This window comes from Curtobacterium sp. 9128 (assembly GCF_007673775.1).
Lineage (GTDB): Bacteria > Actinomycetota > Actinomycetes > Actinomycetales > Microbacteriaceae > Curtobacterium.
The window spans coordinates 198,535-219,437 of the sequence record NZ_VEAF01000005.1; the positions used below are offsets into that span (position 1 = coordinate 198,535).

Sequence of the window (20,903 nt, forward strand, 5' to 3'; positions counted from 1 at the left end):
GGTCGCGACGGCACGGACAGGAGGCTCGGATGCAGCTGGGAACGCGATGGAACGTCGGCGCTGTGGCGCCGGCACGACTCGACGAGGCCCTGGTGGTCGCGGTGCGGCAGGTCGAGACCGAGCTGGTCGACCAGTCGGTGGACACGGCCGGGTGGGGCTGGACGCTCACGTACCTCGAGGGCAAGCCGCGGGTCGAGCTGGACGACGGCACGTCGATCCACCTCGACGCGCTCGGCCACGCCCAGGTGACCGACCCGGACGACGCTCCCGAAGAGGACTGAGCGCGACGACGAACGCCCCGTGCTGCTGCTGCAGCACGGGGCGTTCGTCATGACGGGGTCAGGCCTTCTGACGGGTCAGGCCTTCGCGAGCCAGCCGAGCAGGACCTCGTTCACCTCGGCGGTGTGCGTCGTGAGGAGGCCGTGCGGAGCACCCTCGATCTCGACGTACTCGGCGTGCGGCAGGGCCGTGGTGAAGCGGCGACCGGTGGCGTCGATCGGCAGGATGTTGTCCGCCGTGCCGTGCACGATGAGCGCGGGGACGGTGACCTTCGGGATGTCCTCGCGGAAGTCGGTCGGCCAGGTCAGCGGTGCGGCCGCGCTGGCGATCGAACCGGACCCGGCGGCGACGTTCCAGGCGTTGCGCACGGCCTCCTCGGAGATGCGCGAGCCGAGGTTCTCGTCGAGGTTGAAGAAGTCCTGGTAGAAGTTCGTGAAGTACGCGTACCGGTCCTTCTTCACGTCGGCGGCGATGCCCTCGAAGAACGACATCGGGCCGGCGCCGTCGGGGTTGTCGTCGGTGATCGCGAGGTAGGGCTCGAGCGAGGCCAGGAACGCCACCTTGGCGATGCGGTCCTCGCCGTGGCGGCCGATGTACCGGGCGATCTCGCCGGTGCCCATCGAGAAGCCGACCAGGATGACGTCGCGCAGGTCGAGCGTCTCGAGCACGGTGTGCAGGTCGTCCGCGAAGGTGTCGTAGTCGTACCCGGTGGCCGGCTGCGACGACTGGCCGAAGCCGCGGCGGTCGTACGTCACGACGCGGTACCCGGCGTCGAGCAGCGGCGGGATCTGCCCTTCCCAGGAGTTGCCGTCCAGGGGGAAGCCGTGGATCAGCACGATCGGCTGGCCGGTCCCCTTGTCCTCGTAGTGCAGACGGATGTCGGCGCTGTTCTCGGTCCCGACGGTGATCTCACCCATGAGCGGTCCTTCCCTGGCGGTTCTGCAGAGAACGGTCGTTCTCTGTCGATGTGGCCTACAGTAGAGAACGACCGTTCCCACTGCAACTCGGTGACGGTGAACACGCAGCGAACGGGGTACGGACGATGAGTGCGAGTGCGATCGAGGCCGACACGAAGGCCCACATCGTCGACGTCGCCGATGACCTCTTCTACTCCCGCGGCATCCAGTCCGTCGGGATGGACGAGATCCGGACGAGCGCAGGGGTCTCCCTGAAGAAGCTCTACGCCGCCTTCCCGGGCAAGGACCACCTCGTGGCGGCGGTCCTCGCCGGACGCCACGACGTCTGGGAGCGGGGCATCGAGCAGGCCGTGGACGCCGCGGGATCACCACGGGACAAGCTCCTCGCGATGTACGACTTCCTGGAGTCCTGGTTCGGCGACGCGACGTTCCGCGGGTGCGGGTTCATCAACGCCTTCGGGGAGCTCGGCGCGACCTCACCGGCCGTGGCCGAGATCGCCCGGGCACACAAGGAGTCGTTCCAGCGCTACGTCGCCGCACTGACCGCGTCGGCGGTGTCCGATCCCACGACCGCCGACGAGCTCGCCGCGCAGCTGGCGCTCCTCGCCGAGGGGGCGCAGACGACGGCGGCGATCGCGGGCGACACCGCGCCGGCCCGCCACGCGCGACGGGCCGCGGCGACGCTCATCGACGCCGCCACGCGGTAGGGGCACGCCGGGCGGTCGGGAGCGTCGGGCGGCCTCGGCGCGGCGGGCGGTCGGGACACGGCGGGCGGTCGTGGTCCGGCGGGCGGTCGTGGTCCGGCGGGCGCCGCCCCGCATCCGCGCGGTCGGGGCACGCCGGACACCGCCCCGTAGGGTGGGGTGATGACGACGCCGTTCGACGAACCGAGTCCCCTGCCGTACGCACTCCCCCCGTTCGCGGCGGTCCGTCCGGAGCACCACCGCCCCGCGTTCGAGGCCGGCATGGCCGAACAGCGCGCGGAGGTCGAGGCGATCGCCACGAACCCCGAGCCGCCCACGTTCGACAACACCCTCGTCAAGCTGGAGCGCAGCGGCCAGCTGCTGGCCCGGGTGAGCATGGTGTTCTTCACCCTGACGTCGGCGGACTCCACGCCGGAGCTGCACGACATCGAGGCCGCGGTGTCCCCGCTGCTCGCCGCCCACCGCGACGCGATCACCCTCGACACGCGGCTGTACGACCGGGTCCGGGCCGTCCGGGACACCGCGGTCGTCGACGGTCTCACCGGCGAGGACCTCCGGCTCGTCGAGCGGACCTCCACGGAGATGACCCTCGCCGGCGCCGGGCTCGACGACGCGGGCAAGGAGCGGCTCACCGCGATCAACCAGGAGCTCTCGACGCTGACCACCACGTTCGAGCGGAACCTGCTCGAGGACACCAACGACTCGGCGGTGCACGTCACCGACGAGGGCGAGCTCGCCGGGCTCGACGACGGCGCGAAGTCCGCCGCCGCCGGCGCCGCGGCCGACCGCGGACTCGATGGCTGGCTCATCACGCTGCCGCTCTACACCGGGCACCCGTGGCTCGCCTCGCTCACCGACCGCGGCCTCCGCGAGCGCATCATGCGCGCCTCCCTCGCCCGCGGTCGCCGCGGGAACGAGCACGACAACCGCGACGTGCTCCTCCGGATCGTCCGCCTCCGCGCCGAGCGTGCCGAGCTCCTGGGCTTCCCCGACCACGCCTCGGTCGTCACCGCCGACGAGACCGCTGGCGACCCGGAGGCCGTCGCCGGGCTGCTCTCCTCGCTCACGCCCGCCGCGGCGAAGAACGCGGACGACGAGCGCGCGGTGCGGTCGCGCGCGGTCGGGTTCGACATCGAGTCGTGGGACTGGGCGTACGCGACGGAGATCCTGCGCGGTGAGCAGTTCGCCGCGGACAGCTCGGCGCTGCGCCCCTACCTCGAGGCCGACCGTGTCCTGCACGACGGTGTGTTCTTCGCCGCCACGGCGCTGTACGGCCTGAAGTTCAACGAGCGCCCCGACCTGCACGGCTACAACGCCGACGTCCGCGTGTTCGAGGTCACCGACGAGGACGACGAGCCCGTCGGGCTGTACCTGCTCGACCTGTACACGCGGGACGGCAAGCGCGGTGGCGCGTGGATGAACCCCGTCGTCGAGCAGTCCGCGCTGCTCGGCACGCTGCCCGTCGTCGTGAACAACCTCAACGTCGCCAAGCCCGCTGCCGGGTCCCCGACGCTCCTCGTCCAGGACGAGGTCGAGACCCTGTTCCACGAGTTCGGCCACGCGCTGCACGGCCTCATCGCCCGGACCACCTACCCGCGGTTCTCCGGGACGAACGTCGAGCGCGACTTCGTGGAGTTCCCGAGTCAGGTGAACGAGATGTGGGTCTCCTGGCCCGAGGTGCTGGCCAACTACGCCAAGCACCACGAGACCGGGCAGCCGATGCCGCCGGAGCTCGTGCTGGGCCTGAGCGACTCGGCCGGCTTCAACGAGGGCTTCGCCACGACCGAGTACCTCGCCGCGGCGCTCCTCGACCAGGCGTGGCACCGGCTGTCGAAGGCCGAGGCGGACGCGGTCACCGACGTCGAGGCGTTCGAGCGCCAAGCCCTGGCGGACGCGGGGGTGGACGTCCACGCGGTGCCGCCGCGGTACTCGTCGACGTACTTCGCGCACACGTTCTCCGGCGGGTACGACGCCGGGTACTACGGCTACATCTGGAGCGAGGTGCTCGACGCCGACACGGTGGAGTGGTTCCGTGACCACGGCGGGCTCGACCGCGCTGCCGGTCGCCGCTTCGCCACGATGCTCCTCGGTGTCGGCGGCTCGCAGGACCCGATCGAGGCGTTCCGCGCGTTCCGCGGTCGCGACGCCGAGGTCGGCCCCCTGCTGCGTCGCCGCGGGCTCGAGTAGGCGGGCGGCGACGCACTGCGGAACGGACACAGCACCGAGGACTTCCTCGGTGCTGTGTCCGTTCTGCGGTTCGCTCGCGCTACGCGGACTTCTCGACGCGCTTCGCCCGCGCCCGTGGGACGATGGTCGGCGCCGCGTTCTCGAGCACCGACGCACGGGTCACGACGACCCGGGCGACGTCGTCGTCGGACGGCACGTCGAACATGATCGGCCCGAGCACTTCCTCCATGATCGCGCGGAGGCCGCGAGCACCGGTCTGGCGCAGCACGGCGAGGTCGGCGATCGCCTCGAGCGCTCCCTGGTCGAACTCCAGCTCGACGCCGTCGATCTGGAACATCCGCTGGTACTGCCGCACGAGGGCGTTCTTCGGCTCGGTCAGGATCTGCATGAGGGCGGCCTGGTCGAGCTGCGAGACCGTGGTGACGACGGGGAGGCGGCCGATGAACTCCGGGATCAGCCCGAACTTGTGGAGGTCCTCCGGCAGCACGTCGGCGAAGAGGTCCTGCTGGTCGAGCGGGCTGTGCAGCGGCGCACCGAAGCCGATGCCGCGCTTGCCGACACGGGAGGACACGATCTCCTCGAGCCCCGCGAACGCCCCGGCGACGATGAACAGGACGTTCGTCGTGTCGATCTGGATGAACTCCTGGTGCGGGTGCTTCCGACCGCCCTGCGGCGGCACCGAGGCGACCGTGCCCTCGAGGATCTTGAGCAGCGCCTGCTGCACGCCCTCGCCCGAGACGTCGCGTGTGATCGACGGGTTCTCGGCCTTGCGCGCGATCTTGTCGACCTCGTCGATGTAGATGATGCCGGTCTCGGCGCGCTTGACGTCGTAGTCGGCCGCCTGGATGAGCTTGAGCAGGATGTTCTCGACGTCTTCGCCGACGTACCCGGCCTCCGTCAACGCGGTGGCGTCGGCCACGGCGAACGGGACGTTGAGGCGCTTGGCCAGGGTCTGCGCGAGGTAGGTCTTGCCGCAGCCCGTCGGGCCGATCAGCAGGATGTTCGACTTCGCGATCTCGACGTCGTCGCGGTCCTCGGCGGCCGTGATCTGCCCCTGTGCGCGGATGCGCTTGTAGTGGTTGTAGACGGCGACGGCGAGGGCACGCTTGGCCGGGTCCTGCCCGATGACGTACTCCTGCAGGAAGTCGAAGATCTCGCGCGGCTTCGGGAGCTCGAACTCACCGCTGCCGGTCTCGTCGCTGGCCTCGGCCAGGCGCTCCTCGATGATCTCGTTGCAGAGCTCGACGCATTCGTCGCAGATGTACACGCCGGGACCGGCGATCAGCTGCTGTACCTGCTTCTGGCTCTTGCCACAGAAGGAGCACTTGAGGAGGTCCCCGCTCTCTCCGATGCGTGCCATGCTCGCAGCCTTCCCTGGTCGCCGTGCACCGTTCCCACCGTGCACGAGGTCGTCGTGATGACGAGCCTAACCGCATCCTCCGACACCGACTGCGACGCCGTGCGCGTTTCCCAACCCGCGTTCGCCGAGGGCGTTCGGCCCTGCTACGGTGTCCTCGTAGTCTCTACAACATGTAGAACCGTCGTGAAGGGAACCCCATGCAGAAGCGCCTCGCCGTCGGCGGCGTCGCCACCCTCGGTGTCGCAGCCGCGATCGTCCTCGGCACCGCGGCATCCGCCAGCGCCCACGTCGAGGCGACCAGCACGTCGACCGCTGCCGGCTCGTACACGACCGCGACGTTCTCCGTGCCGCACGGCTGCAACGGCTCGCCCACCACGAAGCTGCAGTTCCACGTCCCGTCCTCGGTGATCGAGGTCACGCCCACCGTGAACCCGAACTGGGACATCACGAAGACGACCGAGCCGTACACGAGCCCGTCCGCCTCGGCCGACGACGAGTCCCAGGCCGACGCCGGCGAACGCGTCACGAGCGTCACCTACACGGCGAAGACCCCGCTCCCCGCCGACGAGCGCGACACGTTCTCCCTGTCCTTCTCGCTCCCCGACGGCAAGGCCGGCGACGTGGTCGAGCTGCCCGTCACCCAGACGTGCGAGCAGGGCTCCACCGAGTGGGACCAGGCGCAGAAGGCCGGGCAGGCCGAGCCCGAGCACCCGGCGCCGTCGATCACCCTGACCGCCGCGAGCACCGGCACCGCCGACGACGACTCCCACGCGACGACGGCCGCAGCACAGTCCTCCGACGACGCCGCGACGACCAGCACCCAGCCCGACCTCGTCGGCCGTTTCCTCGGCCTCGGTGGCCTCGTCCTCGGAGCGGCCGGCCTGGTCGTCGCGGTCGCCGCGACCAGACGCCGCAGCACCAAGTGACGACCAGGACGCCGACGCGCGCGCGGTCACGGGCCTGGAGGCTCGTGGCCGCGTCCGCCGCGACCGTCGCGATCGCGGGCGGTGCGGTCCTCGGGCTCGCGGGTCCCGCGAGTGCGCACAACTACATGATCGCCTCGACCCCGAAGGTCGACGGCACGCTGACGTCCCTGCCGAAGGCGTTCGAGATCACCACGAACGACAAGCTCCTCGACATCGGCGGCACCGGCTCCGGCTTCGCCTACCGCATCGTCGGACCGGACAAGCGGTACTACGAGGACGGCTGCGTCGCGATCGACGGCCCCTCGATGACGACGAAGGCCGCGCTCGGTGCCTCCGGCCGGTACGAGGTCGAGTGGCAGATCGTCTCGGCCGACGGGCACACCGTGTCCGACGAGTACGCCTTCACGTGGAAGGCGCCGGCGGGCTTCTCCCCCGCGAAGGGCTCCGCGACGCCCCCGACCTGCGCCGCGGCGGGCTCGTCGTCGTCGCCCGACGCAACGACGGGCACGGCTTCGGGCGGCGGCGACTCCACGGCGTCGGACGCGCTCTTCATCGGTGCGGGCGGCCTCGTCCTCGTCGCGGCGGTCGTCGCCGTGCTGCTCCTCGTCCGTCGACGTCCGGCGCCCTCCCCCGACCCCGAGGACGACACCGACGCCTGACGCCTGACGCCAGCGCCCGCGCCCGCGTCCCGTCACGTCGAGTGGTCACGACACCCCGCTCACGTCCGCCGAGCGGTCGGGACTCGTCGCCGGGTTCGTCGCACAGCGACAGGATGCGACCGCTCGAGTCGCACCCCGCGGTGTGTCGTGACCAGTGGGCGGGCGGCGGCGGCCTCCAGGCGGGCGGACGCGGCCACCGGGCAGGCCGAGGCGGCGGGGCGGACGTGATCCGAGCCTCCAGGCCGGTGCCCTCGCCCCGTGATGTTGCACGCTCCCCCGGGTTCCACGACTTGCCGTGCGCGTTCTCCCGAGGTTCCGCAACACGCTCGTCCGTCCCCTCGAGATGCCAGAATTCCGGAACCTCGGGCGGGCGGCCGCGCGGCGCACGACGAAGGGCCCCGCACCAGTCGGTGCGGGGCCCTTCGTGGCGTGCTACTTGACGAGTGCCGGGAGGTTCTTCCGGCTCGTCAGCACCTGGTCGATCAGGCCGTACTCGACGGCCTCGGCCGCGGACATGATCTTGTCGCGCTCGATGTCGTGGTTGACCTGCTCGGCCGTCTTGTTCGAGTGCTTCGACAGCGTCTCCTCGAGCCAGGTGCGCATGCGGAGGATCTCCGCCGCCTGGATCTCGATGTCGGACGCCTGGCCGCCGCCCTGCTGGGTCGCGGGCTGGTGGATGAGCACGCGGGCGTTCGGCAGTGCGAGCCGCTTGCCGGGGGTACCGGCGGCGAGGAGCACCGACGCAGCCGAGGCAGCCTGGCCGAGGCAGACCGTCTGGATCTGCGGGCGGATGTACTGCATCGTGTCGTAGATCGCCGTCATCGCGGTGAACGAGCCACCGGGCGAGTTGATGTACATCACGATGTCGCGGTCCGGGTCCATCGACTCGAGCACGAGCAGCTGGGCCATGACGTCGTCGGCCGACGCGTCGTCGACCTGGACGCCGAGGAACACGATGCGGTCCTCGAACAGCTTCGCGTACGGGTCCTGCCGCTTGTAGCCGTAGGCCGTGCGCTCCTCGAAGCTCGGGAGGATGTACCGATCGGTGGGAGCCGGGACGTTCTGCGCGCCACCGAGCATGGGGAGATGCATTCTCGTTTCCTTTTCTTCGGTGGTGGTCAGGACTGGGCGTCGGGCTCGGCTGCCGCGGTCGGGGCTTCGCCGTCGCTGACGGTGCCGCCGCCGCCGATGACCTCGGCGCTGGACGCACGGAGGTGGTCGACGAAGCCGTACTCGAGCGCTTCCTGCGCCGTGAACCAGTTGTCGCGGTCGTTGTCCTTGAGCACCTGCTCGACCGTCTTGCCGGTCTGCTCGGCGGTCAGTTCGGCCATCCGCTGCTTCATGTCGAGGATGACCTTGGCCTGCGTCTGGATGTCGGCAGCGGTGCCACCGAACCCGCCGGACGGCTGGTGCAGCAGCACACGCGCGTTCGGGGTGATGTAGCGCTTGCCCGGCGTGCCGGACGAGAGCAGGAACTGCCCCATCGAGGCGGCGAGGCCGATGCCCACCGTGACGATGTCGTTCGGCACGAACTGCATCGTGTCGTAGATCGCCATGCCGGCGGTGATCGAACCACCGGGCGAGTTGATGTAGAGGTAGATGTCCTTCTCAGGGTCCTCGGCGGCGAGCAGCAGCAGCTTGGCTGCGATCTCGTTCGAGTTGTCGTCGCGGACCTCGGAGCCGAGCCACACGATCCGGTCTCTCAGAAGGCGGTCAAAAACACTGGGGTTCAGTGTTGCTTCGGCCATGGAAAAGCTCCCGTTCAGTTGTCGCTTGATGTCGAACTTATCGGTTGCAACGCACCACTTCGCGCCTGTTCGCTGTCGGCAATGCGCGCGCCCGGAAACGCACAGGAGGCGCGGTGCCAGCTGGCACCGCGCCTCCTGTTCATGACGCTGGTCGCGTCGGGAGCCGGACTACTCGGCGTCCGCCGTGACGGGCTCCTGGGCGACACCCGCGGTGAACGCGGAGAGGTCGACGTCGTTGCCCTCGGTGTCCTTGACGGTCACCTTGGCGAGGACGGTCGCGATGGCCTTCGAGCGGGCGACCTCGCCGACCATGCCGGGGATCTGGCCGTTCTGGTCGATCACCTTGATGAACTCGCCGGGCTCCATGCCGTACTGCGCAGCGGCCTGGATGAGGTACTGGGTCAGTTCCTCCTGCGAGACCTGGATCGACTCCTTCTCGGCGATGGAGTCGAGGAGGATCTGCGAGCGGAAGGCGGTCTCGCTGGACTCGGCGACCTCCTTGCGGTGCTCGTCGTCCTCGAGACGGTTCTCCTGCTCGAGGTGACGGTGGACCTCGTCCTCGATGAGCTTCTCGGAGATCGGGATCTCGACGTCCTCGAGGAGCTTCTCGACGAGCTTGTCGCGGGCAGCAGCACCCTGACCGAAGGTCTTCGACTTCTTGATCTGCTCCTTGAGGTCGCCCTTGAGCTCGTCGATCGTGTCGAACTGGCTGGCGATCTGCGCGAACTCGTCGTCGGCCTCGGGGAGCTCGCGCTCCTTGACGGCGGTGACGGTCACGGCGATCTGCGCGGTCTCGCCCTCGCGGTCGCCGCCGACGAGCTTGGACTCGAAGGTGGTGGACTCACCGGCGGTGAGGGACTCGAGTGCCTCGTCGATGCCCTCGAGCAGGTCGCCGGAGCCGATCTCGTAGGAGACGCCGGTGGCCGAGTCGACCTCGTCGTCACCGATGGTGGCGGTGAGGTCGATCTGCGCGAAGTCGCCCTTGGTCGCCGGACGGTCGACCGTGACGAGCGTGCCGAAGCGGGTGCGCAGGTTCTGCAGCTCCTCCTCGATCTCCTCGTCGGAGACCTCCACCGCGTCGACCGTCAGCTCGTAGGAGCTGTAGTCGGGCAGGTCGAACTCGGGACGGACGTCCACCTCGAAGGTGAGGACGAGGTCGCCCGTGAAGTCCTTGACGTTCGGGAGCTCGGCCACGTCGGCCTCGGCACGGCCGAGGATGCGGAGCTCCTGCTCTTCGACCGCCTGGCGGTAGAAGGTGTCGATCGCGTCGCCGACGGCGTGGTTCAGGACCTCGCCGCGGCCGACACGCTGGTCGACGATCGCCGGCGGGACCTTGCCCTTGCGGAAGCCGGGGATGTTGATCTGCTCGGCGATGTGCTTGTACGCGTGGTCGATGCTCGGCTTGAGCTCTTCCGGCGTCACGTTCACCGTGAGCTTGACGCGGGTCTCGCTCACCTTGTCGACGGTGCTGTTGGCCAAGGGGGGTTCTCCTGATGGTTGGCGGTGGTGTGTCCTGGTCGGGGCGACAGGATTTGAACCTGCGACCTCCCGCTCCCAAAGCGGGCGCTCTACCAAGCTGAGCTACGCCCCGTTTCGCTGGGCCAGGTGCTCGCGCACACCCGAGGGGCGCATGCGACGCCGATGAGTCTAGCGGTCCGCCGGTGTCCGGTTCCCGGGAGGTTCGTCGGGTGTGTGCAAACTCCGCCGCCACCGGACGCCGACGAGGACCTGTACCCCGAGGGCGGCGAGCGCCAGCACGACGCCGACGACGATCCGCCAGACGTGCAGGAGCGCATGCCACGGCTGAGCCTGCGGGTCGCCGAAGAGGTCCGGGCGGAGGGAGAACGCCACGGCGGCGAGGAGGACCAGCACGTAGGACAGGACCCGGAAGCGCTTGATCGTCCGCGCGGAGGACTCGTCGGGCGGCAGGAGGACCATGGGGGCGTCGTTCATCCGGTACAGTGGTGGCGCTACGCAGCATGCGTAGTGCGGGGATGTAGCTCAATGGTAGAGCCCCAGTCTTCCAAACTGGCTACGCGGGTTCGATTCCCGTCATCCCCTCCATGAAGTCGGCACTGCGCCGATGCTCGATCCCCGTCGTCGCCCTGCGACCACTGGCCCGGTGTCTGGTAGCGGACGCGTGCCGCCGTGGCAGGCTGCACGAGTTGCCCGATGTCGAAGGAGTCAGCATGCCCGCAGTCACACACGTGGTCCTGGTCCAGTGGGCGGACGGCACCGACGCCGCCGCCACTGCCGACGCGATCGCCCAGGAGCACCTCCCGCGGATCGACGGGGTGCTCTCCGTCGAGTCCGGCCCGAGCATCAGCAGCGAGGGCAAGGAAGGTGACTTCGACTGGATGCTCGTGGTCGGGTTCCGCGACCGCGAGGCCCTGGCCGGCTACCTCCCGCACGACGAGCACCGCCCGGTCGCCGAACACATCGGTGCGAACAGCGCACAGGTGGTCGTGTTCGACGTCGAGGGTCGGTAGCGCCGCGACACCGCTGTTACTCGACGAGGGTCGCCAGCCACGTCCGGGGTGACGCTCGCCACTCCACCGGCATGGCATCCCCCGCGGCGTCGATCGCCCGCTGCCAGCTGAGCACCCGCGGAACGACGCCGAGGGTCGTGCCGAGCTGCACGATGTGCTGGACGTCCGGGTCCTCCCCCACGCCGGGCTCGCCGAAGAACGTCTCGAGGTAGGCGTCCACCGCGCCCGGGACCTCCTCGCGACCGGCGACGAGCAGGCTCGCGAACGGGTGCGAGACGCAGGCGTCTCCCCAGTCGAACGGCACGGCGTCGCGCGCGAACGCGTTCCCGGTGTGCAGGTCGCCGTGGTCGACGGTGGCCATCGGCATCAGCTCGTCGAGCTCGGCGGCGGCGTCGCGGAGCACCGCGAGGACCGACCGGTGCTCCGGAGCCCAACGCTCGACGAGCTCGGCCGCCACCTCGGGCAGCACCGACAGGCGCAGGTCAGGCACCCCGGCGCGGACCAGGTCCTCGGCAGCGGCGGGCTCGGTGGCCCACTGGAGCTCGGCGTAGTGGCGCAGCACCTCGTGCCAGACGGTGTCGCGCTCGTCGACCTCCCGGACGACCGGGCCGCCGTCAGGGAGCAGGACGTGGGGACCCTCCGCGGCGACCGGCCGCTGGACGTGCGGGACGCCGTGGAGCGCGAGCACCTCGAGCAGGGCCGGCTCGACGCCGATCACCTCCGGCGCGGTCTTCAGGTACAGGTCGCCGTCGTCGGTCCCGACACGCCAGATGGTGCTCCACGCGCGACGGCGCACCTCCACGACGTCGCGGACCTCCCGTCCCTGCTCCGCCAGGGCCGACCGGGCCCACGTCACCGCATCCATCCCGTCACCGTACGGCACCCGTCGGGGGCGAGCCGTGCCTCCAGTCCGGGTGGAGGGCGACACGCGAAGCGGGTGGACACGACCCGCACTACGCTGCGCCGGACTTGACGGAGCATTCGAACACACGTTCGAATAGCGGTCGTGGGACGGCGTCGCGAGAACCGGTGGCAGCCCCCGGAACACCCGGAGGTCGAACGCCCGCGCGCCTACTCGCTGTCGGACGACGCGCGCGGTCAGGACGCGTGCCACGCGGTGACGCCGATGCCGGTGTGGGCGTGGATCCAGTTCCCGACGTTCCACGTGCGGGTGAAGGCGTTCGCGAAGAGCTGGACGCGTGATGCGGTGCTCGTCGAGTGGGCGCAGTTCGGGCAGCAGGCCGAGGCGTGGGTGTGGCGGTCCGCGGTGAAGCACCGCACGCTGCGGGTCGACCGGGAACACGGACCGCAGCGGTGACGAGGGGCGAGGTGCGGGGATCGCACGGTGCGCGGGGGCGCACGGTGCGTGGTTGGCGGGCGGCGGGCGGGCGCCGTGCGGGGCGAGGTCGCACGGTGCGGGGATGGCGGGCGGCGGGTGGGCGCCGTGCGGGGCAAGGTCGCACGGTGCGAGGTTGCGCGAGTACCGGACGATGCCGCGGCGCACGGTGCGAGGTTGCGCGAGTACCGGACGATGCCGCGGCGCACGGTGCGAGGTTGCCGGGCGATCCGCGGGCGCACCGTGCGAGGTTGGCGGCCGGTGCGAGGTTGCACGCGTGGTGCGACGTCAGCGCCCTGCACGGGGCGACTAACCGGGCACCACCCGACCGCGCCGCGAACAACCTCGCACCGTGCTGCCCCGCCCGCGCACCGCCCCCGCACGCCCCGCTCGCACACCCCACCCCCGCACCCCACCCCCACACCCCGCCTCACCATCCCGCGAAAGGTCCGTATGACGCACTCGATTGACACACCCCCGGACCGGGCGGGATCGTTTACGCAGTACCGGTACGCAAAGAAACTCGATCATCGAGGTATCGATCGCGAACGCACCACCGGAAGGAGGCACCATGAAACGCAGCGAGGTGCCGTCCTGGGTGGCACACGTCCTCACGCCACCCGAGGTCATCGCCGCCTACGTCGAGCGGCGGGTCAACGACCCGGCGCTCCTGTCGGGTGACCAGCACGAACCCACCTACGCGGACTTCCTCCGCGACGAGTAGACCGTCACGCCGACGCTCGCCGCGGTGACGCAGGCGAGCGCGAGCAGTTCCACGAACGAGAGCGCCTCGCGGAGCACGAGGAGCCCGGCGAGGGCCGCGACGGCCGGCCCGAGGCTCTGCAGGACGCCGAAGACCCGCGTCGGCATGCGCCGGAGCGCGAGCATCTCGAGGGCGTAGGGCAGCACGCTCGACAGCACGGCGACGGCGCCGAACACGACGAGCAGCGACGGGTCGCGGGTGACGCCGGCGACGGCCGATCCGAGGCCGAACGGCAGCGACACGAGCATCGCCACGACCATCGAGACCGCCAGTCCGTCGACACCCGGGATGATCGACCCGACGTGCCGGTTCATCACGATGTACCCGGCCCAGCACGCGGCGGCGGCCACCGCGGCCGCGACGCCCCCGACCTCGGTCACGGCGGACGGTCCCACGCCGAGCAGCACGACCCCGGCGAGCGCGAGGGCTGCCCAGAGCACGTCGCGCCAGCGTCGGGTGTGCACGAGCGACAGAGTGAGGGGTCCGAGGAACTCGATCGTCACGGCGACACCGATCGGGATGCTCGCGAACGCCAGGTAGATGAAGACGTTCATCCCGCCGAGCGCCAGCCCGAGCCCGACGGCGCCGAGCCACTGCGCGCGGGTCCAGTGCCGCACGCGCGGACGGACGACGAGCGCGAGGACGACCGCGCCGATCACGAGCCGGAGCGTGGCGGCGCCGACGGACCCGACCTCGTCGAAGCGGGTCTTCGCGATCGCGGCACCGAGCTGCACGGAGACGATGGCGGCGAAGGCCAGCACCGGAGCGGGGAGCCGCGCGGGCCCGGTCATCCGAGGTAGGCGAGCACGGCGAGGACGCGACGGTGGTCCTCGCCGGTGTCCTCGAGCGCGAGCTTGGCGAAGATGCTCGACACGTGCTTCTCGACGGCGCCGGTGCCGATGACGAGCGCGCGGGCGATGGCCGCGTTGGTCCGTCCCTCGGCCATGAGCCCGAGGACGTCGCGCTCGCGCGGGGTGAGGGCCGCGATCGGGTCGCGGCGGCGGCTCATCAGCTGCGTGACGACCTCGGGGTCGAGCACGGTACCGCCGGAGGCCACGCGGCGGACGGCGTCGTCGATCTCCTCGAGCCGGGTGACGCGGTCCTTCAGGAGGTAGCCGATGCCGGAGGTGCCGGAGGCCAGGACGTCCTCGGCGTAGGTGGCCTCGACGTACTGGGACAGCAGCAGCACACCGGTCGCCGGCGCGAGCCGTCGGGTCTCGACGGCGGCGCGCACGCCCTCGTCGGTGAAGGTCGGCGGCATCCGGACGTCCATCACGACGACGTCGGGAGCGCCCTGCGGGAGGGTCGCGAGGAACGAGTCGGCGTCGGAGTACTGTCCGACGACGTCGATGCCCGCCTCGTCGAGCACGCGGGACAGCCCCTCGCGGAGGAGGACCGCGTCGTCGACGACGACGGCCCGGATGCGTGCTGCATCCGGGCCGTCGGTCATGCCCCAACCCTAGCGGGAGACCGCCACCCGGGAGACGTGTCCCCGGGAGACCGCCACCCGGGAGACGTATCCCCGGGAGATCACCACCCGGGAGACGCGTCCCCAGGACACCGCCGCCCGGGCGACGCGTCCCCAGGAGACGCGTCCCCAGGAGACGCCCGCCCCGGCGACCGCCACCTCAGCTGGCGACGGGCACCCCGTTCAGCGCCCCGAGCGGGATCCGCGCCGTCGCCTCCGTCGGACCACCCTCCGGGCTCGACACGGTCAGCTCCCCGTCGAGGGCCCGCATCCGTCCCATCAGCCCCTCGATCCCGTGGCCCTCCTGCACGCTCGCCCCGCCGACACCGTCGTCCGTGACGCTCACCGTCAGGTACCAGACCGACGAGGCGTCCACGACGAGCCCGAGGTACACGCCCGCCGTCGACGCGCCGGCGTGCTTGGTCGTGTTCGTCAGGAGCTCGGACACCGTGAAGTACACGTTCCGCTGGATCTCGCTGGCGAGCTCCAGTCCGTCCGGCAGTCGGACCTCGAGGCCGACGGGGATCGGGGTCCGAGCGACGAGTGCCTCGAGCGCCGCGACGAGCCCGCGGTCGAGGAGGATCGGCGGCGCGAACCCGCGGGACAGCGCGCGGAGTTCGTCGAGGGCGTCCTTGGCGTGCTCGGACGCCTCGCCGATGAGCTGCTTCGCCTTGTCCGGGTCCTTGTCGAAGGCGCGCTCGGCGGCGGACAGGTCCATCCGCAGCCGGACCAGGCGCTGCTGGGGTCCGTCGTGCAGGTCGCGCTCGATCTGTCGGAGCGCCTGCCCCTCCGCCGTGACGGCACCGGCGCGGGAAGCCTGCAGGCCGGCGACGCGGCGCTCGAGCACCTCGGCGCGGAACCCACCGAGCAACCCGAAGTCGATCCAGTAGTGCGCCAGGACCGATCCGCGCGACCAGAGCGGGAACAGCACGACCGAGGCCGCCATGCTGAGGGCACAAGCCAGGGCCCCGAGGATCCAGGCCCAGCTCTGGTCCATGCTGTTGCGCAGGAGCCAGTCGTTGATCTGCCAGCCCCAGCGGAGCGCGGTGAACCCGGCGAAGACCGGCCCGAAGAAGCCGACGACGAGCAGCGCGCCGGCACCGACCGTGACGAGGGCGGTCAGCGGGTACACGACGGCCGCGTGCAGCAGGTAGAGCCAGTAGTGCGGGTTCGCGACCGCGGACCCCGTGCGTGTCCACCAGTTCTGCTGCCAGCGTGGCGTCCAGTCCACCGGGCGGATCGGCCGGGGGTCGGCCCACGAGATGCGGAGCCGTTCGAACTGCCCGAGCCACCGTGCGACGAAGAGCGCGATGAAGAACATGAGCAGCACGAACGGGTTGAACAGGTCGTGGAAGCCGCCGCCGAAGACCGCCGTGGGGAACACGGCGTACAGCGTGCAGAGGAGCACCGCCGTGAGCGCCATGTACCCGAAGTCGCGCGGGACACGCCGCCAGGCCTCGCGGTAGAACGAGCCGGCGGAGGGCTGCGGCGGCTGCGGCGGCTTGGTGGGCATCGGCTGCGGGTCTCCGGACGGTGCGGCGATGGCGTCGTCGAGCGGCACGGTGGCGGCCTGGTCGAGACGGTCGGTGTCGGTCATGGGTCAAGCCTCGCGATCGCGGGCTCTCCACGACATCCTGCCCTCTCCCGGACCGGGGGTGGGGTTACCCCTACCCTGGACGCATGGGGACTTCGACGACGGCACGGGAACGATGGATCGCGCTGGCGGGGGTGGTGGCCGCCCTCGCTCCGGCACTCGCTGCCACCGCGGGCCTCGTCACGCTCACGCAGTGGGACCCCGGGACGGTGACGCTGCGGGTCGCCGTGGTCCTCGGCGGGATCGCCGCGGTCGTCGTCGGCGCGGTCGCCTGGCGACGCGGCGACCGCGTGACCCTGGGCTTCGCCCTGGCCTGCCTGTGCGCGGCGCTCGCGTGGGTCCCGCTCGGCCCCCTCTCCTTCCCGGTCTCGACCATCGTCGGCATCGCCGCGGAGGCCCTGCTGATCGCCTTCGGCGTCCTCCTGCTGCGTCGGGAGACCGGCTGGGTCCGGGTCGCGGGCTGGGTGGTCACGGTCGGCGGGACGCTGTGGCTGCTCGGCGGGCTCGCCGTGTGGATCGGCACCCTCCCGCGGGCGACGGAGACCACGCTCGTGGTCCTGTTCACGGTCCCGGCGCTCGGGCAGCTGGTCGCGTTCGCCGCGGCCGCCGCGCTGTTCGTCGGGCCGCTCGTCCGCCCGGTGCACACAGGCGCGCGGTACCTCTGGTCGACCGCCGACGTCCGCTGACGGGCTGACCGACCGGGCCGGCTCACCGGCGGGTCGGACTGGAGGCTCGTCCCGCCCCGACGCGCGCCGCACGTCCTGACGGATCACCCGGGGCGGCACCGGGTCGCTCCCGGCACGTTCACACGGCGGCGGCCCCGGCCAGACGGACCGCGCGACGGACGGCCTGTTCCTCGGGATCGGGGACCGGCGCCGCCTGCACGAGTCGCCGCGTGTACGGGTCCTGCGGGGCGCGGAGGATCGCGTCGCACGTCCCCTCCTCGGCGACGCGGCCCTGGTGCAGCACGACGACTCTGTCACACAGCGTGTCCACGACGGCGAGGTCGTGCGTCACGAACAGGCACGCGAAGCCGAGCCGCTCCTGGAGTTCCCGGAAGACGTCGAGCACGCGCGCCTGCACCGACACGTCGAGTGCACTCGTCGGTTCGTCCGCGATGAGGAGTGCCGGATCGAGGGCGACGGCGCGCGCGATGGCGACCCGCTGCCGCTGCCCACCGGACAGCTCGTGCGGGTACCGCTCGCGGAAGCCGCCGTCGAGCCCGACGTCACCGAGCAGTCGCTCGACGCGCGCCTCCACCTCGGCCGTCGGCAGCCGGAGGATCTGCCGCAGCGGCTCGGCGACGGTCTGGCCGACCGAGTACCGCGGGTTCAAGGACCGTAGCGGGTTCTGGAAGACGACGCCGACGCGTCGCCGCATCGCCTTCCGGGAGGCGCGGCTCGCCCGCGCCACATCGGTCCCCTCGACGACGACGGTCCCGCCGGTGATCGGCGCGAGACCGATCGCGGCCCGCCCGATGGTCGTCTTCCCGCTGCCGGACTCCCCGACCAGACCGACGATCTCCCCGCGACCGACGGTGAACGACACGTCGTCGACGGCCCGGAACCGCCCGCGCAACGCTCCGCCGTACTCGACCACGAGGTGCCGGACGTCCAGGACGACGGACGGTGTCTGGACGGCGAGGTCGACCGCGTCCCGCCCCCGGTCGGTCCCGGTGCCCATCCGCGGGACGGCGGCGAGCAGTTCGCGCGTGTAGTCGGCGGACGGCGCACCGAGCACCTCGTGGACGGTGCCGGTCTCGACGACCCGCCCGCGGCGCATCACGACCACGCGGTCGGCGATGTCGGCGACCACGCCCATGTCGTGCGTGATGAGCAGGATCGACGTCCCGGTGCGCTCGCGGAGGGCGCGGAGCACGTCGAGGACCTCGGCCTGGACCGTCACGTCGAGGGCGGTCGTCGGCTCGTCCGCGATGAGCAGGTCTGGGTCGGCGGCGAGCGCCATCGCGATCATGACGCGCTGGCACTGCCCACCGGAGAGCTCGTGGGGGTACTGGCCGAGGCGGCGCTCGGGCTCCGGGACCTCGACGGCACGGAGGAGGTCGAGCGCGCGTTCGCGGACGGCGGCACGGTCCAGGGAGCCGTCGGCGCGGCGGACGGCCTCGGCCAGTTGGAACCCGATCGCGTACACGGGGTTCAACGCCGCGGAGGGGTCCTGGAAGATCATCGAGACGCGGCGGCCGCGCACCTCGCGGAGCGTGCGTTCGTCGGCGCCGAGCACGTCGAGGTCGCAGATCCGGATGCTGCCGTCGGCACGTGCTCCGTCGGGAGCGATGCCCATCGCGGTCATCGCGGTCATGCTCTTGCCCGAGCCGGACTCGCCGACGACCGCGACCACCTCGCCGGGGCCGACCGTGAACGAGGCGTCGTGGACGGCGTGCACGACCTCGCCGTCCACGTCGAACGTGACGCTGAGGTGGTCGACGGTGAGGACGTCGTTCATGGGGTCTCCGCTGGGTCGGTCTCGTCGCGGGCCGCCTTGAAGGCCTCCCACTCCTCGAGCATCTTGAAGTGGTGGCCGCGTAGCCACTGCATGTAGTCGCGTCCGTTGCGGAGGCGCTCACGGACCTCGGCGTCGACGTCGCCGTCGCCGGCGTGGCCGCCGGCCTCGACGATGGCGAGCCCACGCCCGATGAGGTCGCGCTGCCGGTCCAGGTAGCGCCGCTCACCGGCGAGCCAGGACCCCCACACGTCGGCCTCGGCGCGGAAGTAGTGGCTGCGCTCCCCCGGCACGGTGTGCCGTTTCACGAAACCGCTGTCCACGAGGCGCCGGGCCGCCATCGAGATCGCGCCGGAACTGGCCCCGAGTGCGACCTGCAGGTCGGACGAGGACGAGTGCGGCGCCCGGGTCACCATGAGGTAGCCGAGCACCCGCGCGTCGGTGAGGGGCATCCCCGCCATGTCACTGAACATCAGCGCGAACTCCTCGACGAACGCCTGACGTTCCGGCTCGAGGACGACGTCGTCGCGCGCGTGATCGCGCACCGAAGGGCCCGTCCCGGCGCTCATGCCTCGAGGCCAGCCGCGACCGCTGGCGACTCGGTCGGGATCGTCCACGGTTCCTGGGTCATGCCGCCGCCGGCCCGGATCGCCCGAACGGTACCGTCCCCGTCCCGCTCGTACGTGATGTCCTCGTCCACCGAACCGAACCGGTTGCCGTGCGTCATGCGCAGCGTGTCCGCGTCGACCACCTCGAGCCGCGTCGGTGACTCGAGCGGCGCCGGCGCGGACGGGTCGATCTCGACGAGGCGGTCGCCGATGCGAGCGACGTCGGTGACGCCCCACGGGTTCGCGAAACGCCCGGTGAAGGTCGCCGCGTCGACGTCGTCCGGCACGGCCGCGCCCGGGGCGTCGTCCGCCGCGGCTGCGTCGAGGAGGGTGATGATGGCCGTCGCGATGAGCGTCGCGGGCCCGGCCGCGGCGCTGGTGAGCACCGACACGACGAGCCCCGACGCGGGGTCGAACATCGACTGCGTGATGTGTCCGGGGAACCCGCCGGAGTGCCCGCGGATGTCCCGCCCGCCGATGCGGTCGACGACGAACCCGGCGCCGTAGCCGCGCTCGGCGTCGTCGTCGGTGGCGCTCCACGCCTTCCGCTGCGCGAGGCGCTTCGAGTGGTCGCTGAGCAGCGTGCCCTGTCCGATGACGTGCTGCGAGAAGTACCGAACCAGGTCGGACGCGGTGCCGTGGAAGCCCGTGGCGGCCGCCATCGCGCGGGTGTCGACGTGGTCGATCCGGCGACGGGTCCGGGCGACGTGGAACCCGGTGTAGCCGACCACGAAGTCGTCGGCGCGGCTCGGGTCCCAGTCCGGGCCGGTGTTCTGCAGGCCCAGCGGCTCGGTGATCGACGCACGGACGAAGTCGTTGTAGGACTGTCCGGACACCGCGGCGATGACGAGCCCGAGCAGCGAGTACCCGAGGTTCGAGTAGTTGAACGAGGACCCCGCCGGGACCTTCTGGCCGCGGTCGAGGACCAGCGCGAGGAGTTCCTGCTCGTCGGGGAAGGGGTGCTTCAGCGACCAGTAGTCACCGTCGTGGCCGTCGCGGATGACCCCTGCGCCCATCTCCATGAGTTCGCGGACCGTGGCGTCGGCGAGCGGGGAGCCGGCCTCGACGAGGGCGGGCACGTACGTGCCGACGGTGTCGTCGAGCCGGAGCGACCCCCGCTCGACGAGCTGCAGGAGCGCCGTCGCGGTGAACGTCTTCGAGTGCGAGGCGATGCGGAACAGATCGGTCGTCGTCAGCCGGCGGCCGGCCTCGACGTCGGCGTAGCCCCAGGCCTCGTCGAGGAGCACCTCGCCTCCGTGCCCGATCGCGACCTGCACGCCGGGCACGCGCAGCTGCCACACCTTGTAGGACACCCAGTCGCGGATGTAGGGCAGGGTCTTCCGGTACGCGTCGAGGGTGTCGGTCACTTGGGGGTCCTTCCGGGACGGCGTGGGTCAGTGGGGCG

General features: G+C 71.2%; 22 protein-coding genes and 2 tRNA genes. 10 read left to right on the plus strand and 14 right to left on the minus strand.

The features are described 5' to 3' along the window. Positions 1 to 29: 29 nt before the first annotated feature. Positions 30 to 281, plus strand: coding sequence for a hypothetical protein (locus tag FS641_RS12355; protein ID WP_186317738.1), 252 nt, complete (start codon positions 30 to 32; stop codon positions 279 to 281). Positions 282 to 356: 75 nt separating this feature from the next. On the opposite strand, the gene FS641_RS12360 is transcribed toward FS641_RS12355, so the two are convergent. Further along, positions 357 to 1,196 (minus strand): alpha/beta fold hydrolase, encoded by an 840-nt coding sequence (locus FS641_RS12360; RefSeq protein WP_144764218.1) that lies wholly within the window; start codon positions 1,194 to 1,196, stop codon positions 357 to 359. A gap of 125 nt (positions 1,197 to 1,321) precedes the next feature. On the opposite strand from FS641_RS12360, the gene FS641_RS12365 reads away from it, so the two are divergent. Continuing rightward, positions 1,322 to 1,903: a TetR/AcrR family transcriptional regulator gene (locus tag FS641_RS12365; protein WP_144764220.1), complete on the plus strand. Its 582-nt coding sequence runs from the start codon at positions 1,322 to 1,324 to the stop codon at positions 1,901 to 1,903. A gap of 159 nt (positions 1,904 to 2,062) precedes the next feature. After that, a complete protein-coding gene (locus FS641_RS12370) occupies positions 2,063 to 4,087 on the plus strand; it encodes a M3 family metallopeptidase (protein WP_144764222.1) in 2,025 nt (674 codons plus the stop codon). A 79-nt stretch (positions 4,088 to 4,166) separates the two neighbouring features. Here FS641_RS12370 and clpX read toward each other — a convergent pair whose 3' ends face one another. After that, on the minus strand, positions 4,167 to 5,447 hold the full coding sequence (gene clpX, locus FS641_RS12375; protein ID WP_144764224.1) for an ATP-dependent Clp protease ATP-binding subunit ClpX: 1,281 nt from the start codon (positions 5,445 to 5,447) through the stop codon (positions 4,167 to 4,169). Positions 5,448 to 5,644: 197 nt separating this feature from the next. Between clpX and FS641_RS12380 the strand changes: the two genes are divergently transcribed. Together FS641_RS12380 and FS641_RS12385 are read left to right on the plus strand one after the other, a co-directional pair. Further along, on the plus strand, positions 5,645 to 6,373 hold the full coding sequence (locus FS641_RS12380; RefSeq protein ID WP_144764226.1) for a YcnI family protein: 729 nt from the start codon (positions 5,645 to 5,647) through the stop codon (positions 6,371 to 6,373). 44 nt (positions 6,374 to 6,417) lie between these two features. Further along, positions 6,418 to 7,032: a copper resistance CopC family protein gene (locus FS641_RS12385; protein ID WP_144764227.1), complete on the plus strand. Its 615-nt coding sequence runs from the start codon at positions 6,418 to 6,420 to the stop codon at positions 7,030 to 7,032. Between the two features lie 432 nt (positions 7,033 to 7,464). Here the strand turns inward: FS641_RS12385 and FS641_RS12390 are convergent, their stop codons facing one another. From FS641_RS12390 to FS641_RS12410, 5 genes are all read right to left on the minus strand, one after another. Beyond that, complete coding sequence (locus tag FS641_RS12390; RefSeq protein ID WP_071298779.1) at positions 7,465 to 8,124, minus strand: ATP-dependent Clp protease proteolytic subunit; 660 nt, start codon at positions 8,122 to 8,124, stop codon at positions 7,465 to 7,467. Positions 8,125 to 8,150: 26 nt separating this feature from the next. After that, entirely contained in the window at positions 8,151 to 8,780 is a 630-nt protein-coding gene (locus FS641_RS12395) for an ATP-dependent Clp protease proteolytic subunit (RefSeq protein ID WP_144764229.1), read from the minus strand. Positions 8,781 to 8,948: 168 nt separating this feature from the next. Then, positions 8,949 to 10,259, minus strand: coding sequence for a trigger factor (gene tig / locus FS641_RS12400; protein WP_144764230.1), 1,311 nt, complete (start codon positions 10,257 to 10,259; stop codon positions 8,949 to 8,951). Positions 10,260 to 10,294: 35 nt separating this feature from the next. Then, positions 10,295 to 10,371, minus strand: a tRNA-Pro gene (locus tag FS641_RS12405). 56 nt (positions 10,372 to 10,427) lie between these two features. Next, on the minus strand, positions 10,428 to 10,733 hold the full coding sequence (locus FS641_RS12410; RefSeq protein WP_144764232.1) for a hypothetical protein: 306 nt from the start codon (positions 10,731 to 10,733) through the stop codon (positions 10,428 to 10,430). A gap of 37 nt (positions 10,734 to 10,770) precedes the next feature. Between FS641_RS12410 and FS641_RS12415 the strand changes: the two genes are divergently transcribed. Continuing rightward, positions 10,771 to 10,844, plus strand: a tRNA-Gly gene (locus FS641_RS12415). A 125-nt stretch (positions 10,845 to 10,969) separates the two neighbouring features. Then, positions 10,970 to 11,269 carry a Dabb family protein gene (locus FS641_RS12420; RefSeq protein WP_186317739.1) on the plus strand — a complete coding sequence of 100 codons (300 nt, stop codon included), beginning with the start codon at positions 10,970 to 10,972 and terminating at the stop codon, positions 11,267 to 11,269. A 16-nt stretch (positions 11,270 to 11,285) separates the two neighbouring features. Here the strand turns inward: FS641_RS12420 and FS641_RS12425 are convergent, their stop codons facing one another. Further along, entirely contained in the window at positions 11,286 to 12,134 is an 849-nt protein-coding gene (locus FS641_RS12425; protein WP_144764236.1) for an aminoglycoside phosphotransferase family protein, read from the minus strand. Between the two features lie 141 nt (positions 12,135 to 12,275). Between FS641_RS12425 and FS641_RS12430 the strand changes: the two genes are divergently transcribed. Together FS641_RS12430 and FS641_RS18140 are read left to right on the plus strand one after the other, a co-directional pair. After that, positions 12,276 to 12,587 (plus strand): hypothetical protein, encoded by a 312-nt coding sequence (locus FS641_RS12430; RefSeq protein WP_144764238.1) that lies wholly within the window; start codon positions 12,276 to 12,278, stop codon positions 12,585 to 12,587. Positions 12,588 to 13,176: 589 nt separating this feature from the next. Then, entirely contained in the window at positions 13,177 to 13,329 is a 153-nt protein-coding gene (locus tag FS641_RS18140; RefSeq protein ID WP_186317740.1) for a hypothetical protein, read from the plus strand. Here FS641_RS18140 and FS641_RS12435 read toward each other — a convergent pair. The 3 genes from FS641_RS12435 to FS641_RS12445 all read right to left on the minus strand — a co-directional run bounded on the left by FS641_RS12435 (position 13,302) and on the right by FS641_RS12445 (position 16,433). After that, a complete protein-coding gene (locus tag FS641_RS12435; protein WP_144764240.1) occupies positions 13,302 to 14,159 on the minus strand; it encodes a DMT family transporter in 858 nt (285 codons plus the stop codon). The two genes, FS641_RS18140 and FS641_RS12435, sit on opposite strands and share 28 nt — an antisense overlap. Beyond that, positions 14,156 to 14,818: a response regulator transcription factor gene (locus FS641_RS12440; RefSeq protein WP_144764242.1), complete on the minus strand. Its 663-nt coding sequence runs from the start codon at positions 14,816 to 14,818 to the stop codon at positions 14,156 to 14,158. Before FS641_RS12440 ends, FS641_RS12435 begins: the two co-directional genes overlap by 4 nt. Before the next feature lie 178 nt (positions 14,819 to 14,996). Next, positions 14,997 to 16,433, minus strand: coding sequence for a sensor histidine kinase (locus tag FS641_RS12445; RefSeq protein WP_144764244.1), 1,437 nt, complete (start codon positions 16,431 to 16,433; stop codon positions 14,997 to 14,999). A gap of 83 nt (positions 16,434 to 16,516) precedes the next feature. On the opposite strand from FS641_RS12445, the gene FS641_RS12450 reads away from it, so the two are divergent. Further along, positions 16,517 to 17,116 carry a hypothetical protein gene (locus tag FS641_RS12450; protein WP_144764246.1) on the plus strand — a complete coding sequence of 200 codons (600 nt, stop codon included), beginning with the start codon at positions 16,517 to 16,519 and terminating at the stop codon, positions 17,114 to 17,116. 118 nt (positions 17,117 to 17,234) lie between these two features. Here the strand turns inward: FS641_RS12450 and FS641_RS12455 are convergent, their stop codons facing one another. The 3 genes from FS641_RS12455 to FS641_RS12465 are packed head-to-tail and all read right to left on the minus strand — an operon-like array spanning position 17,235 to position 20,865. Continuing rightward, positions 17,235 to 18,893 (minus strand): ABC transporter ATP-binding protein, encoded by a 1,659-nt coding sequence (locus FS641_RS12455; protein WP_144764248.1) that lies wholly within the window; start codon positions 18,891 to 18,893, stop codon positions 17,235 to 17,237. Beyond that, on the minus strand, positions 18,890 to 19,459 hold the full coding sequence (locus FS641_RS12460) for a GbsR/MarR family transcriptional regulator (protein ID WP_144764250.1): 570 nt from the start codon (positions 19,457 to 19,459) through the stop codon (positions 18,890 to 18,892). Before FS641_RS12460 ends, FS641_RS12455 begins: the two co-directional genes overlap by 4 nt. Next, the gene (locus FS641_RS12465; protein ID WP_260855808.1) at positions 19,456 to 20,865 is read right to left on the minus strand and encodes a serine hydrolase; all 1,410 of its coding nucleotides are present in this window, start codon (positions 20,863 to 20,865) and stop codon (positions 19,456 to 19,458) included. Before FS641_RS12465 ends, FS641_RS12460 begins: the two co-directional genes overlap by 4 nt. Between the last annotated feature and the right edge of the window lie 38 nt (positions 20,866 to 20,903).